Source organism: Pseudomonas morbosilactucae, assembly GCF_023241715.1.
GTDB classification, from domain to species: domain Bacteria; phylum Pseudomonadota; class Gammaproteobacteria; order Pseudomonadales; family Pseudomonadaceae; genus Aquipseudomonas; species Aquipseudomonas morbosilactucae.
Genome location: NZ_JALQCW010000036.1, coordinates 41,283 through 64,528, shown reverse-complemented (window position 1 = coordinate 64,528; position 23,246 = coordinate 41,283). Strand labels below are relative to the sequence as shown.

General features: G+C 60.5%; 18 protein-coding genes and 1 tRNA gene. 3 read left to right on the top strand and 16 right to left on the bottom strand.

Going from position 1 to position 23,246, the window contains the following annotated elements:
- Nucleotides 1-67: 67 nt before the first annotated feature.
- The 8 genes from M1B34_RS15860 to rpsU form a co-directional block, all read right to left on the bottom strand.
- Nucleotides 68-1,750, bottom strand: coding sequence for a flavin monoamine oxidase family protein (locus M1B34_RS15860; RefSeq protein ID WP_268265599.1), 1,683 nt, complete (start codon nucleotides 1,748-1,750; stop codon nucleotides 68-70).
- Between the two features lie 176 nt (nucleotides 1,751-1,926).
- Nucleotides 1,927-2,388 (bottom strand): Lrp/AsnC family transcriptional regulator, encoded by a 462-nt coding sequence (locus tag M1B34_RS15855; protein WP_123327481.1) that lies wholly within the window; start codon nucleotides 2,386-2,388, stop codon nucleotides 1,927-1,929.
- A gap of 80 nt (nucleotides 2,389-2,468) precedes the next feature.
- Entirely contained in the window at nucleotides 2,469-3,377 is a 909-nt protein-coding gene (locus M1B34_RS15850; protein ID WP_268265598.1) for a sugar ABC transporter substrate-binding protein, read from the bottom strand.
- A gap of 321 nt (nucleotides 3,378-3,698) precedes the next feature.
- Nucleotides 3,699-3,775: transfer RNA gene (locus M1B34_RS15845), tRNA-Ile, on the bottom strand.
- Nucleotides 3,776-3,790: 15 nt separating this feature from the next.
- Nucleotides 3,791-7,534, bottom strand: a complete 3,744-nt coding sequence (locus tag M1B34_RS15840) for a bifunctional diguanylate cyclase/phosphodiesterase (protein WP_268265597.1) — start codon at nucleotides 7,532-7,534, stop codon at nucleotides 3,791-3,793.
- A 117-nt stretch (nucleotides 7,535-7,651) separates the two neighbouring features.
- On the bottom strand, nucleotides 7,652-9,499 hold the full coding sequence (gene rpoD, locus M1B34_RS15835) for an RNA polymerase sigma factor RpoD (protein WP_123327478.1): 1,848 nt from the start codon (nucleotides 9,497-9,499) through the stop codon (nucleotides 7,652-7,654).
- Between the two features lie 67 nt (nucleotides 9,500-9,566).
- Nucleotides 9,567-11,540 carry a DNA primase gene (dnaG, locus tag M1B34_RS15830; RefSeq protein ID WP_268265596.1) on the bottom strand — a complete coding sequence of 658 codons (1,974 nt, stop codon included), beginning with the start codon at nucleotides 11,538-11,540 and terminating at the stop codon, nucleotides 9,567-9,569.
- A 481-nt stretch (nucleotides 11,541-12,021) separates the two neighbouring features.
- Nucleotides 12,022-12,237, bottom strand: a complete 216-nt coding sequence (gene rpsU, locus M1B34_RS15825; protein ID WP_002551877.1) for a 30S ribosomal protein S21 — start codon at nucleotides 12,235-12,237, stop codon at nucleotides 12,022-12,024.
- 200 nt (nucleotides 12,238-12,437) lie between these two features.
- On the opposite strand from rpsU, the gene tsaD reads away from it, so the two are divergent.
- Nucleotides 12,438-13,463: a tRNA (adenosine(37)-N6)-threonylcarbamoyltransferase complex transferase subunit TsaD gene (gene tsaD, locus M1B34_RS15820; RefSeq protein ID WP_268265595.1), complete on the top strand. Its 1,026-nt coding sequence runs from the start codon at nucleotides 12,438-12,440 to the stop codon at nucleotides 13,461-13,463.
- A 45-nt stretch (nucleotides 13,464-13,508) separates the two neighbouring features.
- On the opposite strand, the gene plsY is transcribed toward tsaD, so the two are convergent.
- Nucleotides 13,509-14,078 (bottom strand): glycerol-3-phosphate 1-O-acyltransferase PlsY, encoded by a 570-nt coding sequence (gene plsY / locus M1B34_RS15815; RefSeq protein WP_123327475.1) that lies wholly within the window; start codon nucleotides 14,076-14,078, stop codon nucleotides 13,509-13,511.
- A gap of 74 nt (nucleotides 14,079-14,152) precedes the next feature.
- Here plsY and folB point away from each other — a divergent pair, with 74 nt between their 5' ends.
- Together folB and folK are read left to right on the top strand one after the other, a co-directional pair.
- Complete coding sequence (folB, locus tag M1B34_RS15810) at nucleotides 14,153-14,506, top strand: dihydroneopterin aldolase (RefSeq protein WP_123327474.1); 354 nt, start codon at nucleotides 14,153-14,155, stop codon at nucleotides 14,504-14,506.
- Nucleotides 14,497-15,012, top strand: coding sequence for a 2-amino-4-hydroxy-6-hydroxymethyldihydropteridine diphosphokinase (gene folK, locus M1B34_RS15805; RefSeq protein ID WP_268265594.1), 516 nt, complete (start codon nucleotides 14,497-14,499; stop codon nucleotides 15,010-15,012). The genes folB and folK overlap by 10 nt, the downstream gene beginning before the upstream one ends.
- A 46-nt stretch (nucleotides 15,013-15,058) precedes the next feature.
- On the opposite strand, the gene M1B34_RS15800 is transcribed toward folK, so the two are convergent.
- The 7 genes from M1B34_RS15800 to apaG all read right to left on the bottom strand — a co-directional run bounded on the left by M1B34_RS15800 (nucleotide 15,059) and on the right by apaG (nucleotide 23,137).
- Entirely contained in the window at nucleotides 15,059-16,288 is a 1,230-nt protein-coding gene (locus M1B34_RS15800; RefSeq protein WP_268265593.1) for a multifunctional CCA addition/repair protein, read from the bottom strand.
- Nucleotides 16,289-16,354: 66 nt separating this feature from the next.
- The gene (locus M1B34_RS15795; protein WP_123327471.1) at nucleotides 16,355-17,917 is read right to left on the bottom strand and encodes a SpoVR family protein; all 1,563 of its coding nucleotides are present in this window, start codon (nucleotides 17,915-17,917) and stop codon (nucleotides 16,355-16,357) included.
- Nucleotides 17,914-19,185, bottom strand: coding sequence for a YeaH/YhbH family protein (locus M1B34_RS15790; RefSeq protein WP_123327470.1), 1,272 nt, complete (start codon nucleotides 19,183-19,185; stop codon nucleotides 17,914-17,916). Before M1B34_RS15790 ends, M1B34_RS15795 begins: the two co-directional genes overlap by 4 nt.
- A gap of 113 nt (nucleotides 19,186-19,298) precedes the next feature.
- Nucleotides 19,299-21,221: a PrkA family serine protein kinase gene (locus M1B34_RS15785; protein WP_123327469.1), complete on the bottom strand. Its 1,923-nt coding sequence runs from the start codon at nucleotides 21,219-21,221 to the stop codon at nucleotides 19,299-19,301.
- Between the two features lie 300 nt (nucleotides 21,222-21,521).
- Complete coding sequence (gene glpE, locus M1B34_RS15780) at nucleotides 21,522-21,851, bottom strand: thiosulfate sulfurtransferase GlpE (protein WP_268263541.1); 330 nt, start codon at nucleotides 21,849-21,851, stop codon at nucleotides 21,522-21,524.
- A gap of 31 nt (nucleotides 21,852-21,882) precedes the next feature.
- Nucleotides 21,883-22,755 carry a symmetrical bis(5'-nucleosyl)-tetraphosphatase gene (locus M1B34_RS15775; protein WP_123327467.1) on the bottom strand — a complete coding sequence of 291 codons (873 nt, stop codon included), beginning with the start codon at nucleotides 22,753-22,755 and terminating at the stop codon, nucleotides 21,883-21,885.
- Nucleotide 22,756: 1 nt separating this feature from the next.
- The gene (apaG, locus tag M1B34_RS15770) at nucleotides 22,757-23,137 is read right to left on the bottom strand and encodes a Co2+/Mg2+ efflux protein ApaG (protein WP_268265592.1); all 381 of its coding nucleotides are present in this window, start codon (nucleotides 23,135-23,137) and stop codon (nucleotides 22,757-22,759) included.
- Nucleotides 23,138-23,246 lie beyond the last annotated feature (109 nt).

Genomic DNA, 23,246 nt, shown 5'->3' with positions numbered 1-23,246 from the left:
TCCTGTTAAATAGCCAGCGACCACTGTAGCCGCCACCCGAGGCAGCGGCTAGCGGTGGGCGCCGGGGTCAGTCCGCCAGGGCGATGGGGCCGATCTCGTGGAACACGTCGCCCGGGCCCGGGTTGGCGGCATGGGTGGCGCCGCCAAAGTGTTTCATGATGCCCCAGACGGCGTTCAGCGAGGTCTGCACCGCGCCTTCGACCCAGGCCGGGGTCCAGGACACGTCGTCGCCGGCGATAAAGATCCCACGGTGTTCGGCGGGCATCTCGTCCTGCATGAAGTGCGCGTACATCCGCTGGTTGTAGCGGTAGTGGCCGGGCAGGGCGCCTTTGAAGGCACCGAGGAAGTGCGGGTCGGCCTCCCAGGACACGGTGATCGGGTCGCCGATGATGCGGCTGGCGATGTCCACCTTCGGGTAGATCTTCTTCAGGGCGTCGAGGGCCAGCTTGACCCGCTTCTCCACCGGTTGCGGCAGCATCTTCAGGGCGTCGCTCATCCATGAGTAGGAGAGGCAGATCACCCCCGGCTGGTCGTCGCCGTTGTCGAACAGGTAGGTGCCGCGGGTCAGGCGATCGGTGAGGGTCATGCTCATCAGGTCGCGCCCGGTTTCCGGATCTTTGTCCTTCCAGAACGGCCGGTCGACCATGACAAAGGTTTTCGACGACTGCATGTAGCGGGTGCGGTCCAGGGCCATCCACATCTTTTGCGAGAACAACGACTCTTCGCACTCGATCTGAGTGGTCAGCAGCCAGCTCTGGCAGGTGGTCAGCACCGCGGCGTATTCCCGGGTGTCGCCCCAGTTGTCGGTGACGCTGAAGCGACCATCGGCGGCGCGGGCGATGCGCTTGACCCCGGTGCGTGGCGCGCCGTTGTGCAAGGAACTGAGGCTGGTGCCGGCCGGCCAGTGGGCGCAGCGCTCGGGCACGTGGCGCCAGATGCCCATGGGCACCTGGGCCACGCCGCCGACTACCAGGTGCTGGTGGTCGTCGCAGTTGGTCATCACTACGCGGAAGATTTCCAGCATGGAGTTGGGGAAGTCCGAGTCCCAGCCGCCGGTGCCGAAGCCTACTTGGCCGAACACTTCGCGATGGTGGAAAGACAGCTTGGCGAAGGCCTTGGAAGTGGCGACAAAGTCATAGAAGGTGCGGTCGTCCCAGAGCGGAACCAGGGTGTTCCACAGCTCCTTGAGGCGTGGCACGTCGCGGTCGCGGATCGCCTGCTGGATGTCGCCAAAGCGTGAGCCGTCTTCCAGGGCATCGGCCCAGGCGTCGGCGACTTCCTGGAACAGCGCCGGCAGATCGGAGAGCTTTTGTGCGTAGTGGGTCTGGCCTTCCAGGTCGATCACGGTGCTGCCCGAGGCCGGGGTCAGCGGGTTGGGGAAGGGCTTGGTTTCCAGGCCCAGCTTGTCCACGTAGTGGTAGAAGGCCGTGGACGAGACGGGGAAGCGCATGCCGCCCAGCTCGGCGATGATGCCTTCGGCGCCTTCGAAACTCTGGGAGCGCAGGCGGCCGCCCATCTTCGAGGCTTCATAAATCACTGGCTTCAAGCCCAGCTTCATCAGCTCGTAAGCGGCGACCAGCCCGGCGATACCGGCGCCGACGATGGCCACCTCGGCGCCATGATTGGCCTGTGGAATGCTGCCCAGGCCGGCGGGATGCTCGATCCAGTCATCGAAGGCGAAAGGAAAGTCCGGGCCGAAAATGGTGATCGGCTTTTTTCCGTCGGCAGGGTGGCGGTTGTTCTTGTTCATGGCTGACCTTGGCTGGCGGCCCAGCAGAGTGCTGAGTATAGGAAAAGATGGCAGCCATTTTAGAGAGCGTAGAAGACGTTAATAAGACGCAAACTGTAGTCGATATGAATTGTTATTAGGCAAAGTGACGAAATATTGATTCATATTGACGTAGTTGTTCACGAGCAAGCGCCGGGTTAAACCGGGTGGCCGCGGTCGATTTTGTTGCTGAGGATGATCGACGTGGTGGTTTTATCGACACCGTCGACACTGCCAATCTGATCCAGCAACTGGTCCAGTTGCTCGGGGGAGTCGCTGCGCAACCAGGCCACATAGTCGAACTCGCCGCTGACTGCACACAGCTGCTGCACCTGGGCCATGGCACTCAGGCGGCGCACCACCTCCTTGCCTGAGCGTGGCTGCACCTTGATTCCCACATAGGCCTGCAGGCCGCCGTCGATAACGCGCTGGCCCAGGCGTACGCCGTAACCCGTGATGACCCGGGTTTTCTCCAGGCGGGCCAGGCGCGAGGTTACGGTGGTGCGGGCAATCCCCAGTTGCCGAGCGAGCATGGCCACGCTTTCGCGGGCGTTGATCTGCAGGGCGGCAATCAACTGGCGGTCGATTTCATCAAGGACGGGGGGGCGGCTGTCAGGCAAAGGGTGCTCCGGCGCGGGCATCGGGGAGCGAGCATGTTACAGCCTCGCCCGGCCCGATGCGCGCTGTGGGCGCGGGTCGATCAGTGTTGGAATTGTGCGTAGTTTTCCGGGGTGACCAGTTGGGTCGGGACCCAAAGGTCGCCTTGCAGGGCTTCGTGGTTGACCAGCTTCACCGCCGCGTCTAGGGAGCCGGCGCCGATGGCCACCGGGTCGCGGAACACGCTGACGCTCAGTTGGCCTTTTTTCAAGGCAAGCAGCCCGTCCGGGGTGCCGTCGATACCGCCCACCAGAATGTCATCGCGCCCGGCCTGGCGCAGAGCCATGGCGGCACCGATGCCCATTTCGTCGTTATTGGAGGCTACGGCATTGATGGTCTGGCCCTTGGTCAGCCATTCGTTCATTAAGTCCATGCCTTTTTCCCGCTGCCAGTCGCCGGATTGCTCTTCGACGATCTTGATCCCCGGGTACTGCGCCAGCACATCCTTGACCCCACTGGTGCGCTTGCCGGTATCGCTGTGGGCCAGGCGCCCGAGAATCACCGCCAGGTTGCCTTTGCCGCCCATTTTCTCGGCCAGGTACTGCATCTGCATACGGCCGATGGCGCGTTCATCCGTGCCGACGAACACCACCCCGGGCGGCAGGTTGTCCACTTCCGGTCGGCTGTTCATGTACACCAGGGGGATGCCGGCGGCGATGACCTTCTCGCTGATCTTGCGGGTGGCTGCGGTGTCCGCTGGGTTGACGATGATGGCGTCGACCTTCTGGCTGATAAAGCTCTCCACCTGGCTCAACTGGCGCACCACATCGCTGGCGGAATCCTCGACTTGCAGCGTCACCCCTCCAGGAACCTGCTTGGCCCGGTCCTGCATGGCTTTGACCAGGTAGGAAATGTAGTTGTCGTACTGGCCCACCGTGACACCGATGCGCAGTTCGGCGTGGGCGGAAACAGACAGCAGCAGTGCACAGAGACAGCCGAGGAAACGCCTCATGACGGGTAATCCTTTTTATTGTTGGAAGGCAGATCGGGAAGAATCAGGTTCTGGCATGCAGATTATTGGAATATATTTTCCATATCAATAATCGGTGGAATTTATTGTTTTCAGGCGGTGCGGCCTCTGCTGCCTCGATGCCAGCAGATGACGTTGAGTGGCGCGCATCGATAGTCAGGAGACGAAATGAACTGGCGTGGATTCAGCAGGCGGGGGTAAGTGGTGGGCGTTGCTGTTGGCGGGCATTGCTTGTCTGGCCGCGTGGGGTTGAACGGCGTGATGCCAGGCGCAAAAAAGCCGCGCAATGCGCGGCTTTCGAATTGGTGGGCCCACACGGACTTGAACCGTGGACCAAAGGATTATGAGTCCTCTGCTCTAACCAACTGAGCTATAGGCCCTCAGTAGGCGGCGGATTATAGCGATGGTTTCTCGGCTGTGCTATCCGAAAAGTTGGAAACCCGGGGGCGCAGGAAGGTGGCGCAGAACTCGTCGGCGCACAGGGGCAGGCTGACGATGTAGCCCTGGATCTGTTCGCAGCCTTCCTGGGCCAGGAAGGTTTGTTGCTCCTGGCTTTCCACGCCTTCGGCAATCACCGTGAATTGCATGCTGCGGCCCAGGGCAATGATGGCGCGGACGATCGCTGCGTCGTGGGGGTCGTCCGGCAGGCCACGGACAAAGGACTGATCGATTTTCAGGAAGTCCAGGGGCAGGCGCTTCAGGTAGCTCAGGGACGAGTAGCCGGTGCCGAAGTCATCGATGGCCAGTTGCACCCCCAGGTGTTTGAGCTGGTGCAGCACCTCCAGGGCTTCCTCGGCCTGGCTCATGATGAAGTTCTCGGTGATTTCCAGTTGCAGCACACCCGGCTTGAGGTGGTGGTCCTTGAGCAGTTGCTCGATGCGCCCCAGCAGGTTGGGCTGGCGCAGCTGGGCGCCGGCCAGGTTGACCGAGAGCGAGCCAAAACTCTCATGGCTGAGGTTCCAGGCGCTGACCTGTCGGCAGGCCTGTTCCAGGACCCAGTCGCCGATCAGCAGGATCATGCCGTTCTCTTCGGCCAGGGGAATGAAGTGTTCGGGGGGAACCACCCCGAAGGTCGGGTGACGCCATCGAATCAGCGCTTCGGCCCCGACCAGCTGTTGGTTACTCAGGCTGATCTTGGGTTGGTAGTACAGGGACAATTCGTTGCGCTCGATGGCGCGGCGCAGTTCGTGTTCCAGGGCCACTCGTTCGCTGGCCTGGGCAGTGAGGTCGCGGGTGTAGCGCTCCACGCGGTTGCGGCCCTTGGCCTTGGAGCGATACATGGCGGCATCGGCGTTCTTGACCAGGGTGGCGACGTCGCAGCCGTCCTTGGGGTACAGGCTGGAGCCGATGCTGGCGCTGATGAAAAACTCATGCTCGCCGGCCTGGAAGGGCGCGTTGAAGCAGTTCAGCAGCTTGGTGGCGATATGGTCGGCATCGCTGGCTTGCTGCAATCCGGGGAGGAGGATGATGAACTCGTCGCCGCCCAGGCGGGCCACGGTGTCGATGTCGCGCAACTGCTCTTTCAGGCGTACGGCAATGCCCTTGAGCAGCAGATCGCCCACTGGGTGGCCGAGGCTGTCATTGATGTGTTTGAAACGGTCAAGGTCGAGAAACAGCACGGCGCCCTGTCCGCCGTTTTCCTGCTGGTTGTTGAGGGCCGTCAGCAGTCGGCTTTCGAACAGGGTGCGATTGGGCAGGCCGGTCAACGGGTCGTGATGGGCCTGGTAGTCGAGCCGTGCCTGGGCGTGTTTGAGGCTGGAGATGTCGGCGAACACCGCGACGAAGTGGGTGATGAAGCGGTCTTTGTTGCGCACGGCGTTGATGGTCAGCCAGCTGGGGTAGATCTCGCCATTCTTGCGTCTATTGGAAATCTCGCCCTGCCAATGGCCCTCAAGGGTCAACTGGTGCCACATGGCTGCGTAGAACGCGCTGTCATGCAGGCCGGAGGCGAGCAGGCGCGGGGTATGGCCCAGGGCTTCGTTCTCGCTGTAGCCGGTGATCTCGCTGAAGGCTCGGTTTACCGCGCTGATGTGTTGCCGGGTGTCAGTGATCAGTACGCCTTCAGCCGTGCTTTCAAAAACCGTGGCGGCCTGTTGCAGGGTTTCTTGCATCAGTTGGCGCTCGGTGATGTCCCGGGCAATGGTCAGCATGCAGTCTTCGTCGCCGATCGGCAGGGGGCGGCTGGACAGTTCACAGAGGCGAATCTGCCCGTCGCTGCGGCGGATGTGGCAGCTGAAGTCGCGGACAAAGCCGTCGCGCTGCAGCAGGTCGAGCATCTGCTTGCGTTCGTTGAGGTTGACCCAGATGCCCAGGTCCAGGGTCGAGCGGTCCACGGACATGGCGTTGTTGAACCCGGTGATACGACTGAAACCTTCGTTGGCTTCGATCAGCAAGCCGTCGCGCTGGCGGGTCAGCAGCAGGCCGTCCGGCGAAGCGTGAAAGGCCTTGGCGAATTTTTCTTCCGAGGTCTGCAGCTGTTGTTGGGTTTCCTTGAGCTGGGTGATGTCGCGGACCACCACCACGATGGCCGGCGTGGTGTCGAGGTCGAAGGGCTCGGCGGAGATCAGGCCGGTGAACAATTGACCGTTGTGCCGGCGAAAGGGCATCTCCAGATTGCGAATGCTGCCGCCCTGCAGGCGCTGCAACAATGACGGGCCAACCCCGTTGATCCCCCAGATATTCAGGCGGGTGGCGGTCTGGCCAATGACCTCCTCGGCGCTCAGGCCGATCTGCTCTTCAAACGCGTTGTTGACCTCCAGCAGGCAGCCGTCGGACAGGCGGGCAATCACCAGGATGTCTGGGCATTGCTGGAACACCGAGGCGAACTTCTGCTCCGACAGACGCAGGGCTTCCTCGGTGCGCTTGGCCTCGCTGATATCGATCATCAGCCCGCGCATGATCGGCTCGTGGCCGTGTTCGATCAGGCTGACGATGTCGCGCACCCACAGACAGCGGCCGTCGGCGGTGATTACCCGGTAGTCGAGGCTGTGATCGCGCCCGGCCAGCACCTCGTGGTCGCAAAAGGCCTGGGCGCGGGTCAGGTCGGCGGGGTGGATGATGTTGCGCCAGAAGCCGGGCACCAGCCAGTGGGCCAGGGGATAACCCAGCAGGGCTTCGGCGTGGGGCGAAACGTAGCTGTAGGTGAAGTCGCTGATGCGCGCTTCCCAGGCAATTGCGGAGAGGCTCTCCACCAGGCCGCGATAGTGGTATTCGCTGCTACGCAGTTCCTGCTCCAAGGCCACGCGCCGGGAGATTTCCGAACTCAGGCGGCGATTGATGCGGATCACCATGGCCAGCACAGTGACCAGCAGCAGAAGCCCGGGCAGGCCGTAGATCAATACGTCCGACCAGAATGGGCGCTGATCGAGGACGCTGCCCACCCAGTGCTCCTGGATGGCGCTGATTTCTTCGGGGCTGAAGTCGGCGATGACCTTGTCGAGGATGCTCACCAGGATCTTGTTGTCCCGGGGAATGCCCATGGCCAGTTGATAGCGATATGGCGTTTCGCCGCTGACGTAGAGCCCGTCAAGCTTGAGCTGTCGCAGGCTCCAGACGCTGGACGCGAGGTCACCGACGACCGCATCGACTTCGTCGGTGGCCAGCGCCTGCAACGCCGAACTGACGTTGGGCAATGCCACCAGGTTCAAGTCAGGGTGATGGGTGCGCAGCAGTTCGTGGGGCGCATAGTTCTCGACCACGGCAATCTTGAGCCCGTAAAGCTCCTTGAGGTTGCGGGGTTTCGCGCCGCCTTCATGGGCCAGGATGACAATCGGAAAATCCAGGTAGGGGCGGGTGAAGGAGAGGTAGCGTTGCCGTTCCGGGGTCGACATGATGCCGGGCAAGAGGTCGAGTTGGCCTTTTTTGGCATCCTCAAGCACCTCTGTCCAACTGGCGGGCTCCACCGGTTTGAGCTTGATGGAGAGGCGATCCTCAATCAGGTTAACGTAGTCGGCGGCCAGGCCCTGGTAGCGGCCTTCCTCGTCGCGGTACTCAAAAGGCGGCCAAGACGCATCAACTCCCAGGCGTAGTTCAGGGTGGGCCGCGAGCCAGCTACGTTCTTCATCGGTGAGAGTCAGCGCGTCAGCTATTGCGGTCCAGGTGAGCAGCGACAGCAGGAGCATGGCCGACAGTCTGGGCATAACGATCTCGTTATGGCACGGGGAATGTTTCGAGTGTAGACGGGCATTTGCCGAGGGGAGGGCGCGCGTTTCAATCTGCGCAAAGCAAAACCCCCAGCAGGGCTGGGGGTTTTGGTATCACTCGTCGAGGAAGGAGCGCAGGTGCTCGCTTCGCGTCGGATGGCGCAGCTTGCGCAGCGCCTTGGCTTCGATCTGGCGGATCCGTTCACGGGTCACGTCGAACTGCTTACCGACTTCCTCAAGGGTGTGGTCGGTATTCATGTCGATGCCGAAGCGCATGCGCAGGACCTTGGCTTCACGTGCAGTGAGGCCGGAGAGGACTTCGCGAGTCGCTTCTTTCAAGCTCTCAACGGTGGCTACATCGATTGGCGACTGCATAGTCGAGTCTTCGATGAAGTCGCCCAGATGGGAGTCTTCGTCATCACCGATCGGGGTTTCCATGGAGATCGGCTCTTTAGCGATCTTCAATACCTTGCGGATCTTGTCCTCAGGCATTTCCATGCGTTCGCCCAGCTCTTCCGGGGTCGGTTCGCGACCCATTTCCTGCAACATCTGCCGGGAAATACGGTTTAGCTTGTTGATCGTCTCGATCATGTGCACCGGAATACGGATGGTGCGGGCCTGGTCGGCGATCGAGCGAGTGATCGCCTGACGGATCCACCAGGTGGCATAAGTCGAGAATTTGTAGCCGCGACGGTATTCGAACTTGTCTACCGCTTTCATCAGACCGATGTTGCCTTCCTGGATCAGATCGAGGAATTGCAGGCCGCGGTTGGTGTACTTCTTGGCGATCGAGATCACCAGACGCAAGTTCGCTTCAACCATCTCTTTCTTCGCGCGGCGGGCCTTGGCCTCACCGATCGACATGCGACGGTTGATGTCCTTGATCTCGGCAATCGTCAGGCCGGTCTCGGTTTCGAGCGCGGTCAGCTTTTGCTGGCAACGAGCGATATCCGGCTGCAGACGAGCAATGGCTTCGGCGTATTTTGCTTTGCCTTTGGCCAGTGCATCGGTCCAGCTTTCATCGACTTCATTGCCCGGGAACTGGCGCAGGAAGTCGGCACGCGGCATACGAGCGTCACGCACACACAGCTGCATGATGGCGCGCTCTTGCTGACGCAGGCGATCCAGGGCACTGCGCACGCGTTCAACCAGGCCTTCGAATTGCTTCGGTACCAGCTTGATTGGCATGAACAGCTCAGCCAGGGCCAGCATCTCGGCAATAGCCTGCTTGTTGGCGCGACCGTGCTTCTTCAGCGCCTTGCGGGTGATTTCCATCTGGTCGGCAACGGCGCCAAAGCGCTGTGCTGCGATGACCGGATCGGGACCGCTTTCGGCTTCTTCTTCGTCGTCACTGGCTTCAGCTTCTTCGTCGTCGCTATCGTCGTCCGCTTTCGCGGTCTTGGTATCGACAGGCGGAGGTACTTCCGCAGCAGGTGGCGCAATGCCGTCGTCCGGGTCGATATAACCGCTCAGAACGTCGGACAGGCGGCCACCTTCGGTGGTGACGCGAGTGTATTCGGAGAGGATGTGATCAACCGTGCCAGGGAAGTGCGCAATTGCGCCCATCACTTCACGGATGCCCTCTTCGATACGCTTGGCGATTTCGATTTCGCCTTCACGTGTGAGCAGCTCTACCGTACCCATTTCGCGCATGTACATGCGCACTGGGTCGGTAGTGCGACCAATGTCGGTTTCCACGGCCGCCAACGCTGCAGCGGCTTCTTCAGCTGCTGCTTCGTCGGTGTCGGCTTCGGCCAACAAAAGGGCATCCGCATCCGGAGCACTCTCGAATACGTTGATCCCCATGTCGTTGATCATGCGGATGATGTCTTCCACCTGTTCCGGATCTGAAATATCCTCCGGCAGGTGGTCGTTGACCTCCGCGTAAGTCAGGTAACCCTGCTCACGTCCACGGCTGATCAACTCTTTGAGGCGAGACTGCTGTTGCGCTTTTCCGGACATAACACCCTATCCACTGAAGGTCTTGGCGGGCAAAAAACAAGCCGAGGATTATACCCGAGCTATGACCTCACGCGCCAGTTGAGGTCGGGTTTGATGCGGGAACATTGCGTTTTAAAAGCTCGAGTAGCTGGATTTTCTCTTCGCTACTCAGTTCGCTTTGACGCGATTTCCTGAGAAGTTGTTCCAAAACACGCTCGCGTTGACGAGCGGACAAGCTCTTAATGGTGTCGAAAAACTGTTGTTCAAGGTTATCGCCTTCAATCAGCCACTCCTTTTCCGCCAGCGCTGTCAGCAGATTCCCTTGTTGGGTGCCGTGCCAGCGCGCCATCAGTTGATGAATAGAGCGTAGCTTAGGATTTTTCTGTACAGCTTCGATCAGGGCCACCAGCAATTGCGTGTTGGTGTTGTCGTCATCGGCAAAATGCCCGGCATCTTCAACTTTTTCTGCAAGCGTCGGGTGATGCAGCAGTGTTCGCAGGGCTGACAGCGTCGGTGGCTCCACCGCTGCAGGCACTCGCGGGCCGCGAGGTTGATCGCGATCACCGTCCCGACGCTTGCCCTTGCCGTTCTTGTCCCAGGGTTTGTTGTCCCACTTCTTGCCGCCGCCACCCTTCTTGGGGGTCCATTCCTGCTGCGGCGCGTAGGCCTCCTGAGGTTGCTGGTAATCGCTGTAGTCGGGGATCCCGTCGTAGTCGATGCCGGCGTCGTAGAGGGGCGGCGGCTCCTGGGGGGCACTTTGCACCAACTGATTGACGGCTTCATTGTTGAGGCCGGTGATCTCGCTGAGGCGCTGGCGCATCAGCAGGCGCAGGTTGGCGCCCGGGACTTTTTCGATCAGTGGTGCCGCGAGGGTGGCCATGTGGGCCTTGCCTTCGAGGGAGCGCGGGTCCGATTCATCGATCAGTTGCTGGAAGAAGTAGTCCGCCAGGGGCTGGGCATGCTGATTGATCCGGGCGCGGAAAGCATCGGTGCCTTCGGAGCGAACCAGGGTGTCCGGGTCTTCGCCTTCCGGGAGGAACAGGAAGCGTGCGCGACGTCCGTCCTGCAGGCACGGCAGCGCGGCTTCCAGGGCACGCCAGGCCGCCTTGCGTCCAGCCTGGTCGCCGTCAAAGCAGAACAGCACGTTGGGCACAATGCGGAACAGGCGCTTGAGGTGTTCTTCGCTGGTTGCCGTGCCCAGGGTCGCGACGGCATTGCGCAGGCCTTGCTGGGCCAGGGCAATGACGTCCATGTAGCCTTCGACGACGATGATTTCATCGAGGTTGCGGTTGTTCTTGCGGGCTTCGAACAGCCCGTAGAGTTCCTGGCCCTTATGGAAGACTGGGGTTTCCGGGGAGTTCAGGTACTTGGGCTTGTCGTCACCCAGCACCCGGCCGCCGAAGGCGATGATGCGTCCACGGCTGTCGCGGATCGGGAACATGACGCGGTCGCGGAAGCGGTCATAGCGCTTGCCGGTTTCGGCGTTCTCGATCAGTAGGCCGGCATCGATCATGGCTTTCTGCTGCAGGGTGTCGCTGCTCAGGTGTTTGAACAGGTTGTCCCAGCCAGGTGGTGCAAAGCCGAGGCCGAAGTCCCGGGCGATTTCGCCGGTCAGGCCGCGGCCCTTGAGGTAATCCACTGCGGCTTTGCGTGCCGGGTGGCTTTTCAGGGCCTGGCGATAAAAGTCGGCGGCGGCGGTGAGCAGCGGGTACAGCGGCGAGTCGGTGGGCTGGCGCGGTTTGCGTTGTGCGCGGCCGCTCTCTTCGCGAGGTATCTCCATGCCGGCGGCTTTGGCCAGCTCCTCGACAGCCTGGGGGAAGTCCAGGTTGTCGTGGTCCATGATAAAACCCAGGGCGTTGCCGCCGGCGCCGCAGCCGAAGCAGTAGTAGAACTGCTTGTCGGGGCTGACGCTGAAGGACGGGGTTTTTTCTTTGTGGAACGGGCAGCAGGCCGTGTAGTTCTTGCCTGCTTTTTTCATTTGCACGCGCGAGCTGACAACATCGACGATGTCGGTGCGGTTCAGAAGGTCGTCAATAAAGCTCTGGGGAATTAGCCCGGCCATGGCGTTCTCATCATCACTGCGCGGAAATTGGACCTAAACGAGGGCGGCGAACATTCAGGGAATACGAAGCACAGAAAATGCCTGGCTCGACCCATTGCTGTCGGTTTGATCGTTGTCGGAAAGTTTATCTGTCGAAGGTTCACTGACGTTAGTTCCAATCAGTAATCGACGATTTGAAGATGTTGCCCTGAGTCCGGCAGCGGCCAATGACAGGCCTCGGATAGCTCATAAGCGGGCGCGCGAAGAGTGGCGCCTTGGGCTGATCGTCTGTAGGAAATCAGAAAAGGTGTGCTCGTCAGTAGCCTTGGAAGGCTCGTCAGAAGAGACGTGCACCGCTGGCAGTAGCCAGGTCTGACGTGTGAAGCAGGTTGTCTTGGTCGCGTGTGCGGCTTTGACAGTGAAGCATCAAGCGTTGTCCGCAAATGCCATTAGCCCGGCTGAGGGCCGGGCTTGGCAGAAGCTTGCAGCGAACGTCTGTGTATTAGTACAGACGTACGGCGCGGCGCTGTTCGCGCTGAACTTTCTTGGCGTGACGCTTAACAGCAGCAGCTGCCTTGCGCTTACGCTCAGAAGTCGGCTTCTCGTAAAATTCGCGGCTACGAACTTCAGCCAGAACACCGGCTTTTTCGCAGGAGCGCTTGAAACGACGCAGAGCTACGTCGAAGGGTTCGTTCTCTTTAACTTTGACGGCTGGCATCCAGAGCTACCTTCATTCATTACCGGGGTCAACGTTCTCGTCGCAAAAATCGCGGCTGAGGTCGTCGGTTTTTAAGGGTTGCGGATGTTAACCCCTCAACGCTCGGAATGCAAAGCCTCTGATCGAAAACCGCTGGTCGGGGGCAGGAGTGGCGACTATTATGCGCGCCTTCGAATTCAGCCTCTACAAGGCGCAAACCCATGCTAGTACTGGGATTAGAAACCTCCTGCGACGAAACCGGCGTCGCGCTTTACGACAGTGAACGCGGCCTGCTGGCCGATGCGCTGTTTAGTCAGATCGACCTGCACCGCGCCTATGGTGGCGTGGTGCCGGAGCTGGCCTCACGTGACCACGTCAAACGCATGCTGCCGTTGATCCGCCAGGTTCTGGCCGAGGCCGACTGCGTGCCTACCGAGATCGACGCCATCGCCTACACGGCGGGCCCGGGCCTGGTCGGTGCCTTGTTGGTGGGGGCTTCTTGCGCCCAGGCGCTGGCCTTTGCCTGGGGCATTCCTGCCCTGGGCGTGCACCACATGGAAGGCCACTTGCTGGCGCCGATGCTGGAGGCGCAACCGCCGGAGTTTCCGTTCGTCGCTTTGTTGGTGTCGGGTGGTCATACCCAACTGGTTCGGGTCGATGGCATCGGCCAATACGAGCTGTTGGGCGAGTCCCTGGATGATGCCGCCGGCGAAGCGTTCGACAAGACTGCAAAGATGATGGGCCTGAATTATCCGGGTGGTCCGGAGATCGCGCGCTTGGCCATGCAAGGTGTGGCGGGGCGTTTCGTATTCCCGCGGCCGATGACCGATCGTCCGGGCCTGGAGTTCAGCTTCAGCGGTTTGAAAACCTCTGCCCTGAACACCTGGCAGCAGTGCGTCAGCGCTGGAGACGACAGCGAGCAAACCCGTTGCGACATCGCCCTCGCGTTCCAGCAGGCGGTGGTGGACACTTTGACCGTCAAGTGCAAACGCGCCTTGAAGCAGACCGGGCTGAAAAGCCTGGTCATTGCCGGTGGTGTGAGTGCCAACAAGGCGTTGCGGGTGTCCCTGGAGAAAATGCTCGGGGATATGAAGGGCCAAGTGTTCTACGCTCGTCCTGAGTTCTGTACCGACAATGGCGCGATGATCGCCTTTGCCGGTTGCCAGCGCTTGCTGGCCGGGCAGCAGGAAAGCCTGGCCATCAGCGTGCAGGCGCGTTGGCCGATGGAGCAATTGTCAGCGCTGTGAGCGGATTGCGGCCGGATGAAGGTGAAATCGGCTCATCGACGAGATTCAAAAATGCCGTTCGCGCCCGGCAAACAGGTCGCGTAAATTGCCCCGGTGGCGCCAGACGATCAGCAGTGTGAGCACGCTCATCGGCAACAGCGCTTCCGGCTCCTGCCAGGCCAACAGCGGCAAGGTCAGGGGGGTGGCGATCAGCGCAGCCAGGGAGCTGGTGCGGGTGAGGTAGAAGGTCAGCAGCCAGGCGGCGATGGCCAGCAGCGCGGCTGGCGGGTAAAGCCCCAGCAGCATGCCGGCAGCGGTGGCGACACCTTTGCCGCCGCGAAAGCGAAAGTACACCGGGAACAGGTGGCCGAGTACGGCGCACAGGCCGATCCAGGCCTGTTGTTGCAGGGAAAGCCCGGCCAGGCTGGCGATCAGGACAGGGAGCAATCCCTTGCACAGATCGCCGAGCAAGGTCAGTACGGCGAGCTTCTTGCCGGCCAGGCGCAGCATGTTGGTGGCGCCGGCATTACCCGAGCCACTCATTCGCGGATCCGGATGACCGGTCAGGCGGCTGAGCAAAATGGCGAAGGACAGAGAGCCGAGCAGGTAGGCGAGGATCGCCAGTAACCAAAACATGCTAACTATTCCGGGCGAGGACGCCCTGATTCTAACGGCGCATTGCGCCCTTGTCGTGCTGCGGAGAAGAGTGCTTGGACAGAGTGTTTATCGAAGGCCTGGAAGTCGACACTGTGATCGGTGCCTACGACTGGGAACGCGGGATTACCCAGTGCCTGCGCCTGGATCTGAGCTTTGCCTGGGACAATCGCCCAGCGGCGGCGGGCGATGATCTGACCCTGGCCCTCGACTACGCCAGCGTGTCTTCGCGCATCCAGGCCTTTGCCGAGCAGGCGCAATTTCAGTTGGTGGAAACCTTTGCCGAGCGTCTCGCTGAGGTGTTGATGAGCGAATTCCAGATCCCCTGGTTGCATTTGAAGCTGACCAAGCCTGGCGCCGTGCCGGCCGCCCGCGGCGTTGGCGTGGAGATCGAGCGCGGATGTCGCTAACTCAGGTTTTTCTGGGGCTCGGTAGCAATATCGAGCGCGAAACCCATCTGCGAGCGGGGCTCGATGCCCTGGCGGATTTTTTGCTGGATCTGCGTTGCTCGGCGGTGTTCGAGAGCCAGCCGGTGGGGATCAAGAGCGGCCCGTTCTTCAACCTGGTGGTCTCAGCGCAGACCGACTTGTCGTTGATGGAGCTGGATCGCCGCTTGAAGTTCATCGAGGCGGACAACGGGCGTTATGCGCCTGAACGCAAAGGCCTGCCGCTGGATATCGACGTGCTTCTGTATGGCGATCTGGTTGGCAACTTTGACGGGTTGATCCTGCCCAGGGCCGAAATTCTCAAGAATGCCTTTGTGCTCTGGCCTTTGTCGTTGATGGCGCCGGAGCGTGTGCATCCGCTGGCGGGCAAGCGCCTTGATGCGCTTTGGCGCGACGCCCAGATCGATCAAGTACTGGCGCCGGTAGCGTTCGAGTGGCGTGGCCAGCAATTGACGCCACCCGGTCTCTGACGGCCTTTCGCGAGCAAGCTCGGGTGCCCGCCTGCTCGCGGGTTGCTCAAGGCGTGTGCTGTTCCTTGTAGGCCTTTAGTGCGTTCAAGCGCTCGCGCTTCAGCGCCTCCCCCAATGCGGGCCCTTTGAATCCCTGTTCCAGCAATGGCTGAACCGCCACGGCGCGTGCGGCACTGGCTGCGCCCCTGAGGTAGTCGGCTTGAGGGTAGGGGCGCGACTCCAGGCCCAGACGCCCCCGTGCATCCATTTCACACGCGGCGATGAACTCGTCGAAACGTTGCGGGCGGCGATACACGTCGAAGCTTTGCAGCAGTGCCAGCAGGGTCGATGCCCTCAGCTCAAAAGCACGATGGCTGTGGGTGTGGTACTCGCCCACCAGCACCGCCAGCTCCTGGCAATCCCGAGGGACCTTGAAGCGCTGGTTCACCGCTTCGATCAGTTTCAGCCCCGTGTGTTCATGTTCAAGGTGCCGAGGCCATTGGTCTTCTGGGGTCAGGCCCTTGCCCAGGTCGTGGAGCAGGCAAGCCCAGCGCACGGTGAGCGGCTGTTGGTGCAGGGCTGCTTGTTGCACAACGCTGAGGGTGTGTACGCCACAGTCGATCTCCGGGTGGTGGATCGGCGGTTGGGGCACGCCGAACAGGGCATCTACTTCCGGCATCAGGACCTTGAGTGCGGCGCAATCACGCAGCACCTGGATAAACACCTGTGGCTGCTTCTCCATGAGAGCACGGGAGATTTCTTTCCAGCTGCGCTCGGGCGTCAGGGCCTCCAATTCGCCAGATTCACTGAGCTGGCGCATCAGTTCCAGGGTTTCTTGGGCCACTGAAAAACCGAGCCCGGCGTAGCGAGCGGCAAAACGGGCGACCCGCAGGACTCGCAGGGGATCTTCGGCGAATGCCGGGGAAACATGGCGCAGGATATGGTCTTTCAGGTCCTTTTGACCGTGATAAGGATCGGTCAGGTTGCCCTTGTCATCTTCCGCCATGGCGTTGATCGTCAGGTCGCGGCGGATCAGGTCCTCTTCAAGGGTGACCTCGGGGCTGGCGTGAAAGGTGAATCCGCCGTAGCCGCGCCCGCTCTTGCGCTCGGTGCGGGCCAGGGCATATTCCTCGCCGCTCTTGGGGTGAAGGAATACCGGGAAATCAGCACCCACGGGACGAAAGCCCTGGGCGAGCATCTCTTCGCTGGTAGCGCCCACCACGACCCAGTCGATATCAGTGACCGGCTCGCCCAGCAGGCGATCGCGCACTGCGCCGCCGACCTTGTAAATCTGCATAAAAAAACCTCCGTTAGCGCGACAGAATAACCCTTGTGCCGCGCTAGCGGAGGTTTGATCACGGCTTCAAAGGTGGATGACAGCCAGGTCCAGACGGCCGTAATCGCCTTCGTTGTGATCGCTGCGGGGCGGTACGTGATGGGTTTTGGTCACTTGGTCGCCTTGCAGGGTTTCCAGGTGAATATCGAAGCCCCACAACCGGTGCAGGTGCTTGAGCACTTCGTCGGTGGAGTCACCGAGGGGTTTGCGGTCGTGTTGTTGGTGGCGCAGGGTCAGCGAGCGGTCGCCACGACGGTCGATGCTCCAGATCTGCACGTTGGGTTCGCGGTTGCCCAGGTTGTACTGCGCGGCCAGGGTTTCGCGGATGATCCGATAACCGCCTTCATCGTGGATGGCGGGCACCAGCAAGTCGTCTTTCTGGTCGTCATCCATGATGCTGAACAGCTTGAGGTCGCGGATCACCTTGGGCGAGAGGTACTGCAGGATGAAGCTCTCGTCCTTGAAGCTGCTCATGGCGAACTTGATGCTCGACAGCCAGTCGGTCCCGGCCAGGTCCGGGAACCAGTGGCGGTCTTCATCCGTGGGGTTTTCGCACATACGGCGAATATCCCGGTACATGGCAAAGCCCAAGGCGTAGGGGTTGATACCGCTGTAGTAAGGGCTGTCGAAGCCTGGCTGGAACACCACGCTGGTGTGGGATGTGAGGAACTCCATCATGAAGCCGTCGGTGACCAGGCCTTCGTCGTACAGGTCGTTCATCAGCGTGTAATGCCAGAAGGTCGCCCAGCCTTCGTTCATCACCTGGGTCTGGCGTTGCGGGTAGAAGTACTGGGCGATCTTGCGCACGATGCGCACGATTTCCCGTTGCCAGGGTTCCAGCAGCGGCGCGTGTTTTTCGATGAAATAGAGGATGTTTTCCTGAGGTTCGGCGGGGAAGCGCGCATTGTCCTTGTCGCTGTATTTGTCCGCCCCTTTGGGGATGGTGCGCCACAGGTCATTGATCTGTTTCTGCAGGTGCTCTTCACGGTCTTTCTGCCGGCGCCGTTCCTCTTCGGCGGAGATGGGGTAGGGACGCTTGTAGCGGTCCACGCCGTAGTTCATCAGGGCGTGGCAGGAATCCAGGAGGTCTTCCACCGCATCGATGCCGTGGCGCTCTTCGCACTGCATGATGTACTGCTTGGCGAACACCAGGTAATCGATGATTGAGCTGGCGTCGGTCCAGGTACGGAACAGGTAGTTGCCCTTGAAGAAGCTGTTATGGCCGTAGCAGGCGTGTGCCACCACCAGGGCCTGCATGCAGATGGTGTTTTCTTCCATCAGGTAGGCGATGCAGGGGTCGGAGTTGATGACGATTTCATAGGCCAGGCCCATCTGGCCGCGGCTGTAGGACTTTTCAGTGCTGAGGAAATGTTTGCCGTAGGACCAATGGTGATAACCCAATGGCATGCCCACCGAGGCGTACGCATCCATCATCTGCTCGGCGGTGATCACTTCGATCTGGTTGGGGTAGGTGTCCAGGGCGTACCGGGCCGCGATACGGCTGATTTCGCGGTCGTAGGCCTGGATCAGCTCGAACGTCCATTCCGAGCCGGTGGAGATAGGTTGGCGTTTCTGCTCTCTGGCGGTCATGTCACTAACCTGCGCTGGAAGAGTTCACGGAAGACCGGATAGATATCTCCGGCCGAGACCAGTTGCTGTTGGGCGAAGGTGTCGGAAAAGGCGTCAGCGATGCGCTCGTATTCGAACCACAGCGCCTGGTGTTCGCGGGGGGTGATTTCCACGTAGGTGTAGTACTGCACGAACGGCATGATCTGGTTGATCAGGATGTCGCGGCAGATCGGTGAGTCATCGTTCCAGTTGTCGCCGTCGGAGGCCTGGGCGGCATAGATGTTCCATTCATTGCTCGGGTAGCGCTCGGCCATGATCTCCTGCATCAGCTTCAGGGCACTGGAGACAATGGTGCCGCCGGTTTCCCGGGAGTAGAAGAACTCTTCCTCATCCACTTCGCGGGCGCTGGTGTGGTGGCGGATAAAGACCACATCGATCTTGTCGTAGTTGCGCTTGAGGAACAGGTACAAAAGGATGAAGAAGCGCTTGGCAATGTCCTTGGTGGCCTGGGTCATGGAGCCGGAAACGTCCATCAGGCAGAACATCACCGCCTTGGAGCTGGGGTTGGGCTGCTTGATCAGCAGGTTGTACTTGAGGTCGAAAGTGTCGAGGAAGGGCACCCGGTGAATCCGCGCACTCAAACGCTCGATTTCGGTTTCCAGTTCCTGGATATCGCCGAAGTTGTCCGGCTCTTCCCGTTTCAGCCGCGCCAGTTCCTCCTTGGCCTCGCGCAATTTGGCCCGGCTGCTGCCTGACAGGGCGATACGCCGGGCATGGGCCGAGCGCAGGGTGCGAATGATGTTGATACGTGACGGGTTGCCTTCGTTGCTGATGCCCGCGCGCACGGTCTTGAAGGTGTCGGTGCCGGTCAGGTTGCGCTTGACCAGGTTGGGCAGTTCCAAGTCCTCGAACATGAACTCCAGGAACTCTTCCTGGGTGATCTGGAACACGAACTCATCCATGCCCTCTCCGGAGTTACCGGCCTTGCCGCGGCCCCCGCCGCCGCCTCCACCCTGAGGCCGGGCGATGTGTTCGCCGGCGGTAAATTCCTTGTTACCCGGGTGCACGACGGTCTGTTTGCCACCACGGCCATGGTGCAGCACGGGCTCATCGATATCCCGGCCGGGAATGCTGATCTGTTCGCCGTGCTCCATGTCGGTAATGGAGCGGCGGCTGACGGCTTCTTCCACCGCCTTTTTGATGTGGTCACGGTAACGCCGGAGAAACCGCTGGCGGTTCACCGTGCTCTTGTTCTTGCCGTTCAGGCGTCGGTCGATCACGTAGCTCATGGGCCCCTCCGGGGAGCTTCAAGTCGTAAGCCACAAGCTGCAAGTAAGAGCCCGTTGACGGCGGGCTCAGTGGCTTTTCTCTTGCAGCTTGTCGCTAGAAGCTTGCCGCTGCTTCACTGCGATTTCCGGACCCGTAGGTACCATTCGGAAAGAAGCCGTACCTGTTTGTCGGTGTAGCCGCGTTCGACCATGCGTGTGACGAAGTCGTTGTGTTTTTGCTGATCCTCCTTGCTGGCCTTGGCGTTGAAGCTGATAACCGGCAGCAGGTCCTCGGTGTTGGAGAACATTTTCTTCTCGATGACCACCCGCAGTTTTTCGTAGCTGAGCCAGGTTGGGTTCTTGCCGTTGTTGTTGGCCCGGGCGCGCAGGACGAAATTGACGATCTCGTTGCGGAAATCTTTCGGGTTGCTGATGCCCGCCGGTTTTTCGATTTTCTCCAGTTCTTCGTTGAGCGCTACGCGGTTGAGGATTTCGCCGGTTTCCGGATCGCGGTATTCCTGATCCTGGATCCAGAAGTCCGCGTACAGCACGTAACGGTCAAAAATGTTCTGCCCGTACTCGCTGTAGGACTCGAGGTAAGCGGTCTGGATTTCCTTGCCGATGAACTCGATGTAGCGCGGCGCCAGGTATTCCTTGAGGAAGCGCAGGTAGCGCTCGCGGGTTTCCGCCTGGAACTGCTCCTGTTCTATCTGCTGTTCCAGCACATAGAGCAGGTGCACCGGGTTGGCTGCCACTTCATGGGGGTCGAAGTTGAAGACTTTCGACAGGATCTTGAACGCGAAGCGGGTCGAGAGGCCGTTCATGCCCTCATCGACGCCGGCACTGTCGCGGTACTCCTGGATCGACTTGGCCTTGGGGTCGGTGTCTTTGAGGTTTTCGCCGTCGTAGACCCGCATTTTCGAGTAGATGTTCGAGTTTTCGGGTTCTTTGAGGCGCGACAGCACGGTGAACTGAGCCAGCATCTTCAGGGTGTCGGGCGCGCAGTGGGCCTTGGCCAGGGAGCTGTTGAACAACAGTTTGTCGTAGATCTTCACCTCGTCACTGACCCGCAGGCAGTACGGCACCTTGACGATGTAGATCCGGTCGATGAAGGCTTCGTTGTTCTTGTTGTTGCGGAAGGTGTGCCACTCGGATTCGTTGGAGTGGGCCAGCAGGATCCCGGTGAACGGAATCGCCCCCAAGCCCTCGGTGCTGTTGTAGTTGCCTTCCTGGGTGGCGGTCAGCAGTGGGTGCAGCACCTTGATCGGTGCCTTGAACATTTCGACGAATTCCATCAGGCCCTGGTTGGCCCGGCACAGCGCCCCCGAGTAGCTGTAGGCGTCGGCGTCGTTCTGTGGGAATTCCTCCAGTTTGCGGATATCGACCTTACCCACCAGGGCAGAGATGTCCTGGTTGTTTTCATCCCCGGGTTCGGTCTTGGCCACGGCAATCTGGTTGAGGATCGATGGGTAGAGCTTGACCACGCGGAACTGGCTGATATCCCCGCCGAACTCAGCCAGGCGCTTGGTGGCCCAAGGCGACATGATGGTGTTCAGGTAGCGCCGGGGGATGCCGAAGTCCTCTTCGAGGATCGCGCCATCTTCAGTGGCGTTGAACAGCCCTAGGGGCGACTCAAAGACCGGAGAGCCCTTGATGGCGTAGAACGGCACCTTTTCGATCAGTTGTTTAAGCTTCTCGGCCAGGGACGACTTGCCGCCGCCTACGGGGCCCAGCAGATAGAGGATTTGTTTCTTCTCTTCCAGGCCCTGAGCGGCGTGGCGGAAGTAGGAGACGATCTGGTCGATGCATTCTTCCATTCCATGGAAGTCTTCAAAGGCCGGATAGCGGCGGATCACCTTGTTGGAGAAGATGCGTGACAGCCTCGAATTGGTCGAGGTGTCGAGCAGCTCGGGTTCGCCGATGGCCAGTAGCAGGCGTTCTGCGGCGGATACGTAAGCACTGCGATCCTTTTTGCAGAGCTCCAGGTATTCCTGCAGCGACAGCTCTTCCTGGCGTGTGGATTCGAAGCGTTGTTGGAAGTGGCTAAAAATACTCATGACGTCACCTCGCTCGATACGTGGAGCCGACGTCGGATCAGTCAGTCAAGTGCTGGCCCGCAACTGAGCGTCCAGTTGTGGTTTACCCCCCAGAACACCTTCAAAGCTATCGACCTTGAAAGCTAGTACCGATGACCCGCTCGCCGGTGTACCGGCTCTCCCCTGATTTGGATGGCCTGTGGCTAAGGATAGTTCGGAATCGGAGAGGTCAAGGCGAGATGGGGAATTAGTTGCGGCTGACCGTTCGTCAGCGTCCGCTTCAGCCCGCGTAAGACGCGGGCTAGAGGTGCAGAAAAAAAATTATTCGGCAGTGCCTTGGGCGATTTCCGTCGGGTAAGTGGTGCGCCACAGTTCAAAGCCGCCGTCGAGGCTGTAGACCTCGGAGAAGCCCTGGCTGACCAGGTACGCCGCAGCACTCTGGCTGGAGTTGCCGTGGTAGCAGACCACGACCAGCGGGGCATCGAGATCGGCGGCGCGGATAAAGTCTGAAATGGAATGGTTGTCCAGATGCAGGGCGCCACTGATGTGGTTCAAGGCATAGGTTTGCGGATCGCGAATATCCACCACGACCGCGCCTTGTTCGCGCAGTGCCTGGGCTTGTTCTGGGGGGATGCGTTTGAATTCGCTCATGGCGGGCTCCTGGGGCTTGGTTGGCGGCGCGTTATGGGCGCTCGGCCGTGACGGGCATGGGGGTGGGCGGAAGAGGTGCGGCATGGCCCTGAGTGTCGCAGTCGCAACTCAGGCGTACGCCGGTGTCGACATTCAGCAGGGTCATGGCGCCGCCCCAGACACAGCCGGTGTCCAGGGCGAAGATGCCAGGTTCGCTGCATTTGCCCTCGAGGGCGGCCCAGTGGCCAAAGATGATCCTCAGGCCTTTGGTCTTGCGCTCTTTATGTTGGAACCAGGGCTCGTATCCCGGTGGGGCGGTCTCGACCCCTTCCTTGCTCTTGAGGTCGAGTTTGCCGTCACTGGTACAGAAACGCATGCGGGTGAAGTAGTTGGTGATCACTCGCAGCCGGGTAACGCCCTTGAGGTCGTTGTCCCACTTCGCCGGGTCGTTGCCGTACATGCCATCCAGGTAGGGCTCGAAAAGGTTGTCGTCTTGCAACGCCTCTTCGACTTCGCTGGCGCATTTGAGGGCTTTCTTCAGGGACCACTGAGGAGGAATGCCGGCGTGAACCATGGCCACTTCGCGCAGTTCGTCATAGTGCATGAGCTTCTGCTGGCGCAGCCATTGCAGCAGGGTTTCGCCATCAGGCGCCTGGAGGATCTCGCGCAGGGTGTCGCTTTTTTTCAAGCGCTCGACATTGCGCCAGGCAGCCAGCAGGTGCAGGTCATGATTGCCCAGCACGCAGACCAGCGAGTCGCGCATGCCGTGGAGAAAACGCAGGGTATCCAGGGACTGGGGCCCGCGGTTGACCAGATCGCCCACCAGCCACAGGTGATCCTTGGCAGGGTCAAAGGCGACCTGCTTGAGCAGGCACTGCAGCGGTTCCAGGCAGCCTTGCAGATCACCGACAGCGTAGGTCGTCATCTCAGTGCAGGGCTCCGGGCACCGCCAGGCGGAACGGCGCAATGATAGCGTCGAAGTGCTTGCCGTCCTCGGCGAGCATCTCGTAGCTGCCTTGCATGTTACCTACGCGGGTGGTCATCACGGTGCCGCTGCTGTAGGTGTGGCTGTTGCCCGCTGCGATCAGCGGTTGTTGGCCAACCACGCCAGCGCCACGCACTTCTTCGACATGGCCGTCACCGTCGGTGATCACCCAGTGCCGCGACAGCAGCTTGGCAGCCAGGGAGCCGTTGTTCTGCACGGTGATGGTGTAGGCAAAAGCGAAGCGGCTGTGCTCGGGTTGCGATTGTTCTGCCAGAAAGCGGGTGACGACGCTGACGTCGACCTGATAGCGGGGATCGGACATGCAAGGGGCCTTTAAAACAAAGCGGAGCGCGGGACGAAGCTGACGGGAATCAGTCTAGGTCAAGTACCGGGTAGTAAACCAGACATCGCGCCTGGCGTCCTACCCGATA

Bases quoted from the DNA above. Each gene is read 5' to 3' on its own strand.
- M1B34_RS15860 (WP_268265599.1), bottom strand. From the start codon at position 1,750: ATGAACAAGAACAACCGCCACCCTGCCGACGGAAAAAAGCCGATCACC.
- M1B34_RS15850 (WP_268265598.1), bottom strand. From the start codon at position 3,377: ATGAGGCGTTTCCTCGGCTGTCTCTGTGCACTGCTGCTGTCTGTTTCC.
- M1B34_RS15840 (WP_268265597.1), bottom strand. From the start codon at position 7,534: ATGCCCAGACTGTCGGCCATGCTCCTGCTGTCGCTGCTCACCTGGACC.
- rpoD (WP_123327478.1), bottom strand. From the start codon at position 9,499: ATGTCCGGAAAAGCGCAACAGCAGTCTCGCCTCAAAGAGTTGATCAGC.
- dnaG (WP_268265596.1), bottom strand. From the start codon at position 11,540: ATGGCCGGGCTAATTCCCCAGAGCTTTATTGACGACCTTCTGAACCGC.
- rpsU (WP_002551877.1), bottom strand. From the start codon at position 12,237: ATGCCAGCCGTCAAAGTTAAAGAGAACGAACCCTTCGACGTAGCTCTG.
- tsaD (WP_268265595.1), top strand. From the start codon at position 12,438: ATGCTAGTACTGGGATTAGAAACCTCCTGCGACGAAACCGGCGTCGCG.
- plsY (WP_123327475.1), bottom strand. From the start codon at position 14,078: ATGTTTTGGTTACTGGCGATCCTCGCCTACCTGCTCGGCTCTCTGTCC.
- folK (WP_268265594.1), top strand. From the start codon at position 14,497: ATGTCGCTAACTCAGGTTTTTCTGGGGCTCGGTAGCAATATCGAGCGC.
- M1B34_RS15800 (WP_268265593.1), bottom strand. From the start codon at position 16,288: ATGCAGATTTACAAGGTCGGCGGCGCAGTGCGCGATCGCCTGCTGGGC.
- M1B34_RS15795 (WP_123327471.1), bottom strand. From the start codon at position 17,917: ATGACCGCCAGAGAGCAGAAACGCCAACCTATCTCCACCGGCTCGGAA.
- M1B34_RS15790 (WP_123327470.1), bottom strand. From the start codon at position 19,185: ATGAGCTACGTGATCGACCGACGCCTGAACGGCAAGAACAAGAGCACG.
- M1B34_RS15785 (WP_123327469.1), bottom strand. From the start codon at position 21,221: ATGAGTATTTTTAGCCACTTCCAACAACGCTTCGAATCCACACGCCAG.
- glpE (WP_268263541.1), bottom strand. From the start codon at position 21,851: ATGAGCGAATTCAAACGCATCCCCCCAGAACAAGCCCAGGCACTGCGC.
- M1B34_RS15775 (WP_123327467.1), bottom strand. From the start codon at position 22,755: ATGACGACCTACGCTGTCGGTGATCTGCAAGGCTGCCTGGAACCGCTG.
- apaG (WP_268265592.1), bottom strand. From the start codon at position 23,137: ATGTCCGATCCCCGCTATCAGGTCGACGTCAGCGTCGTCACCCGCTTT.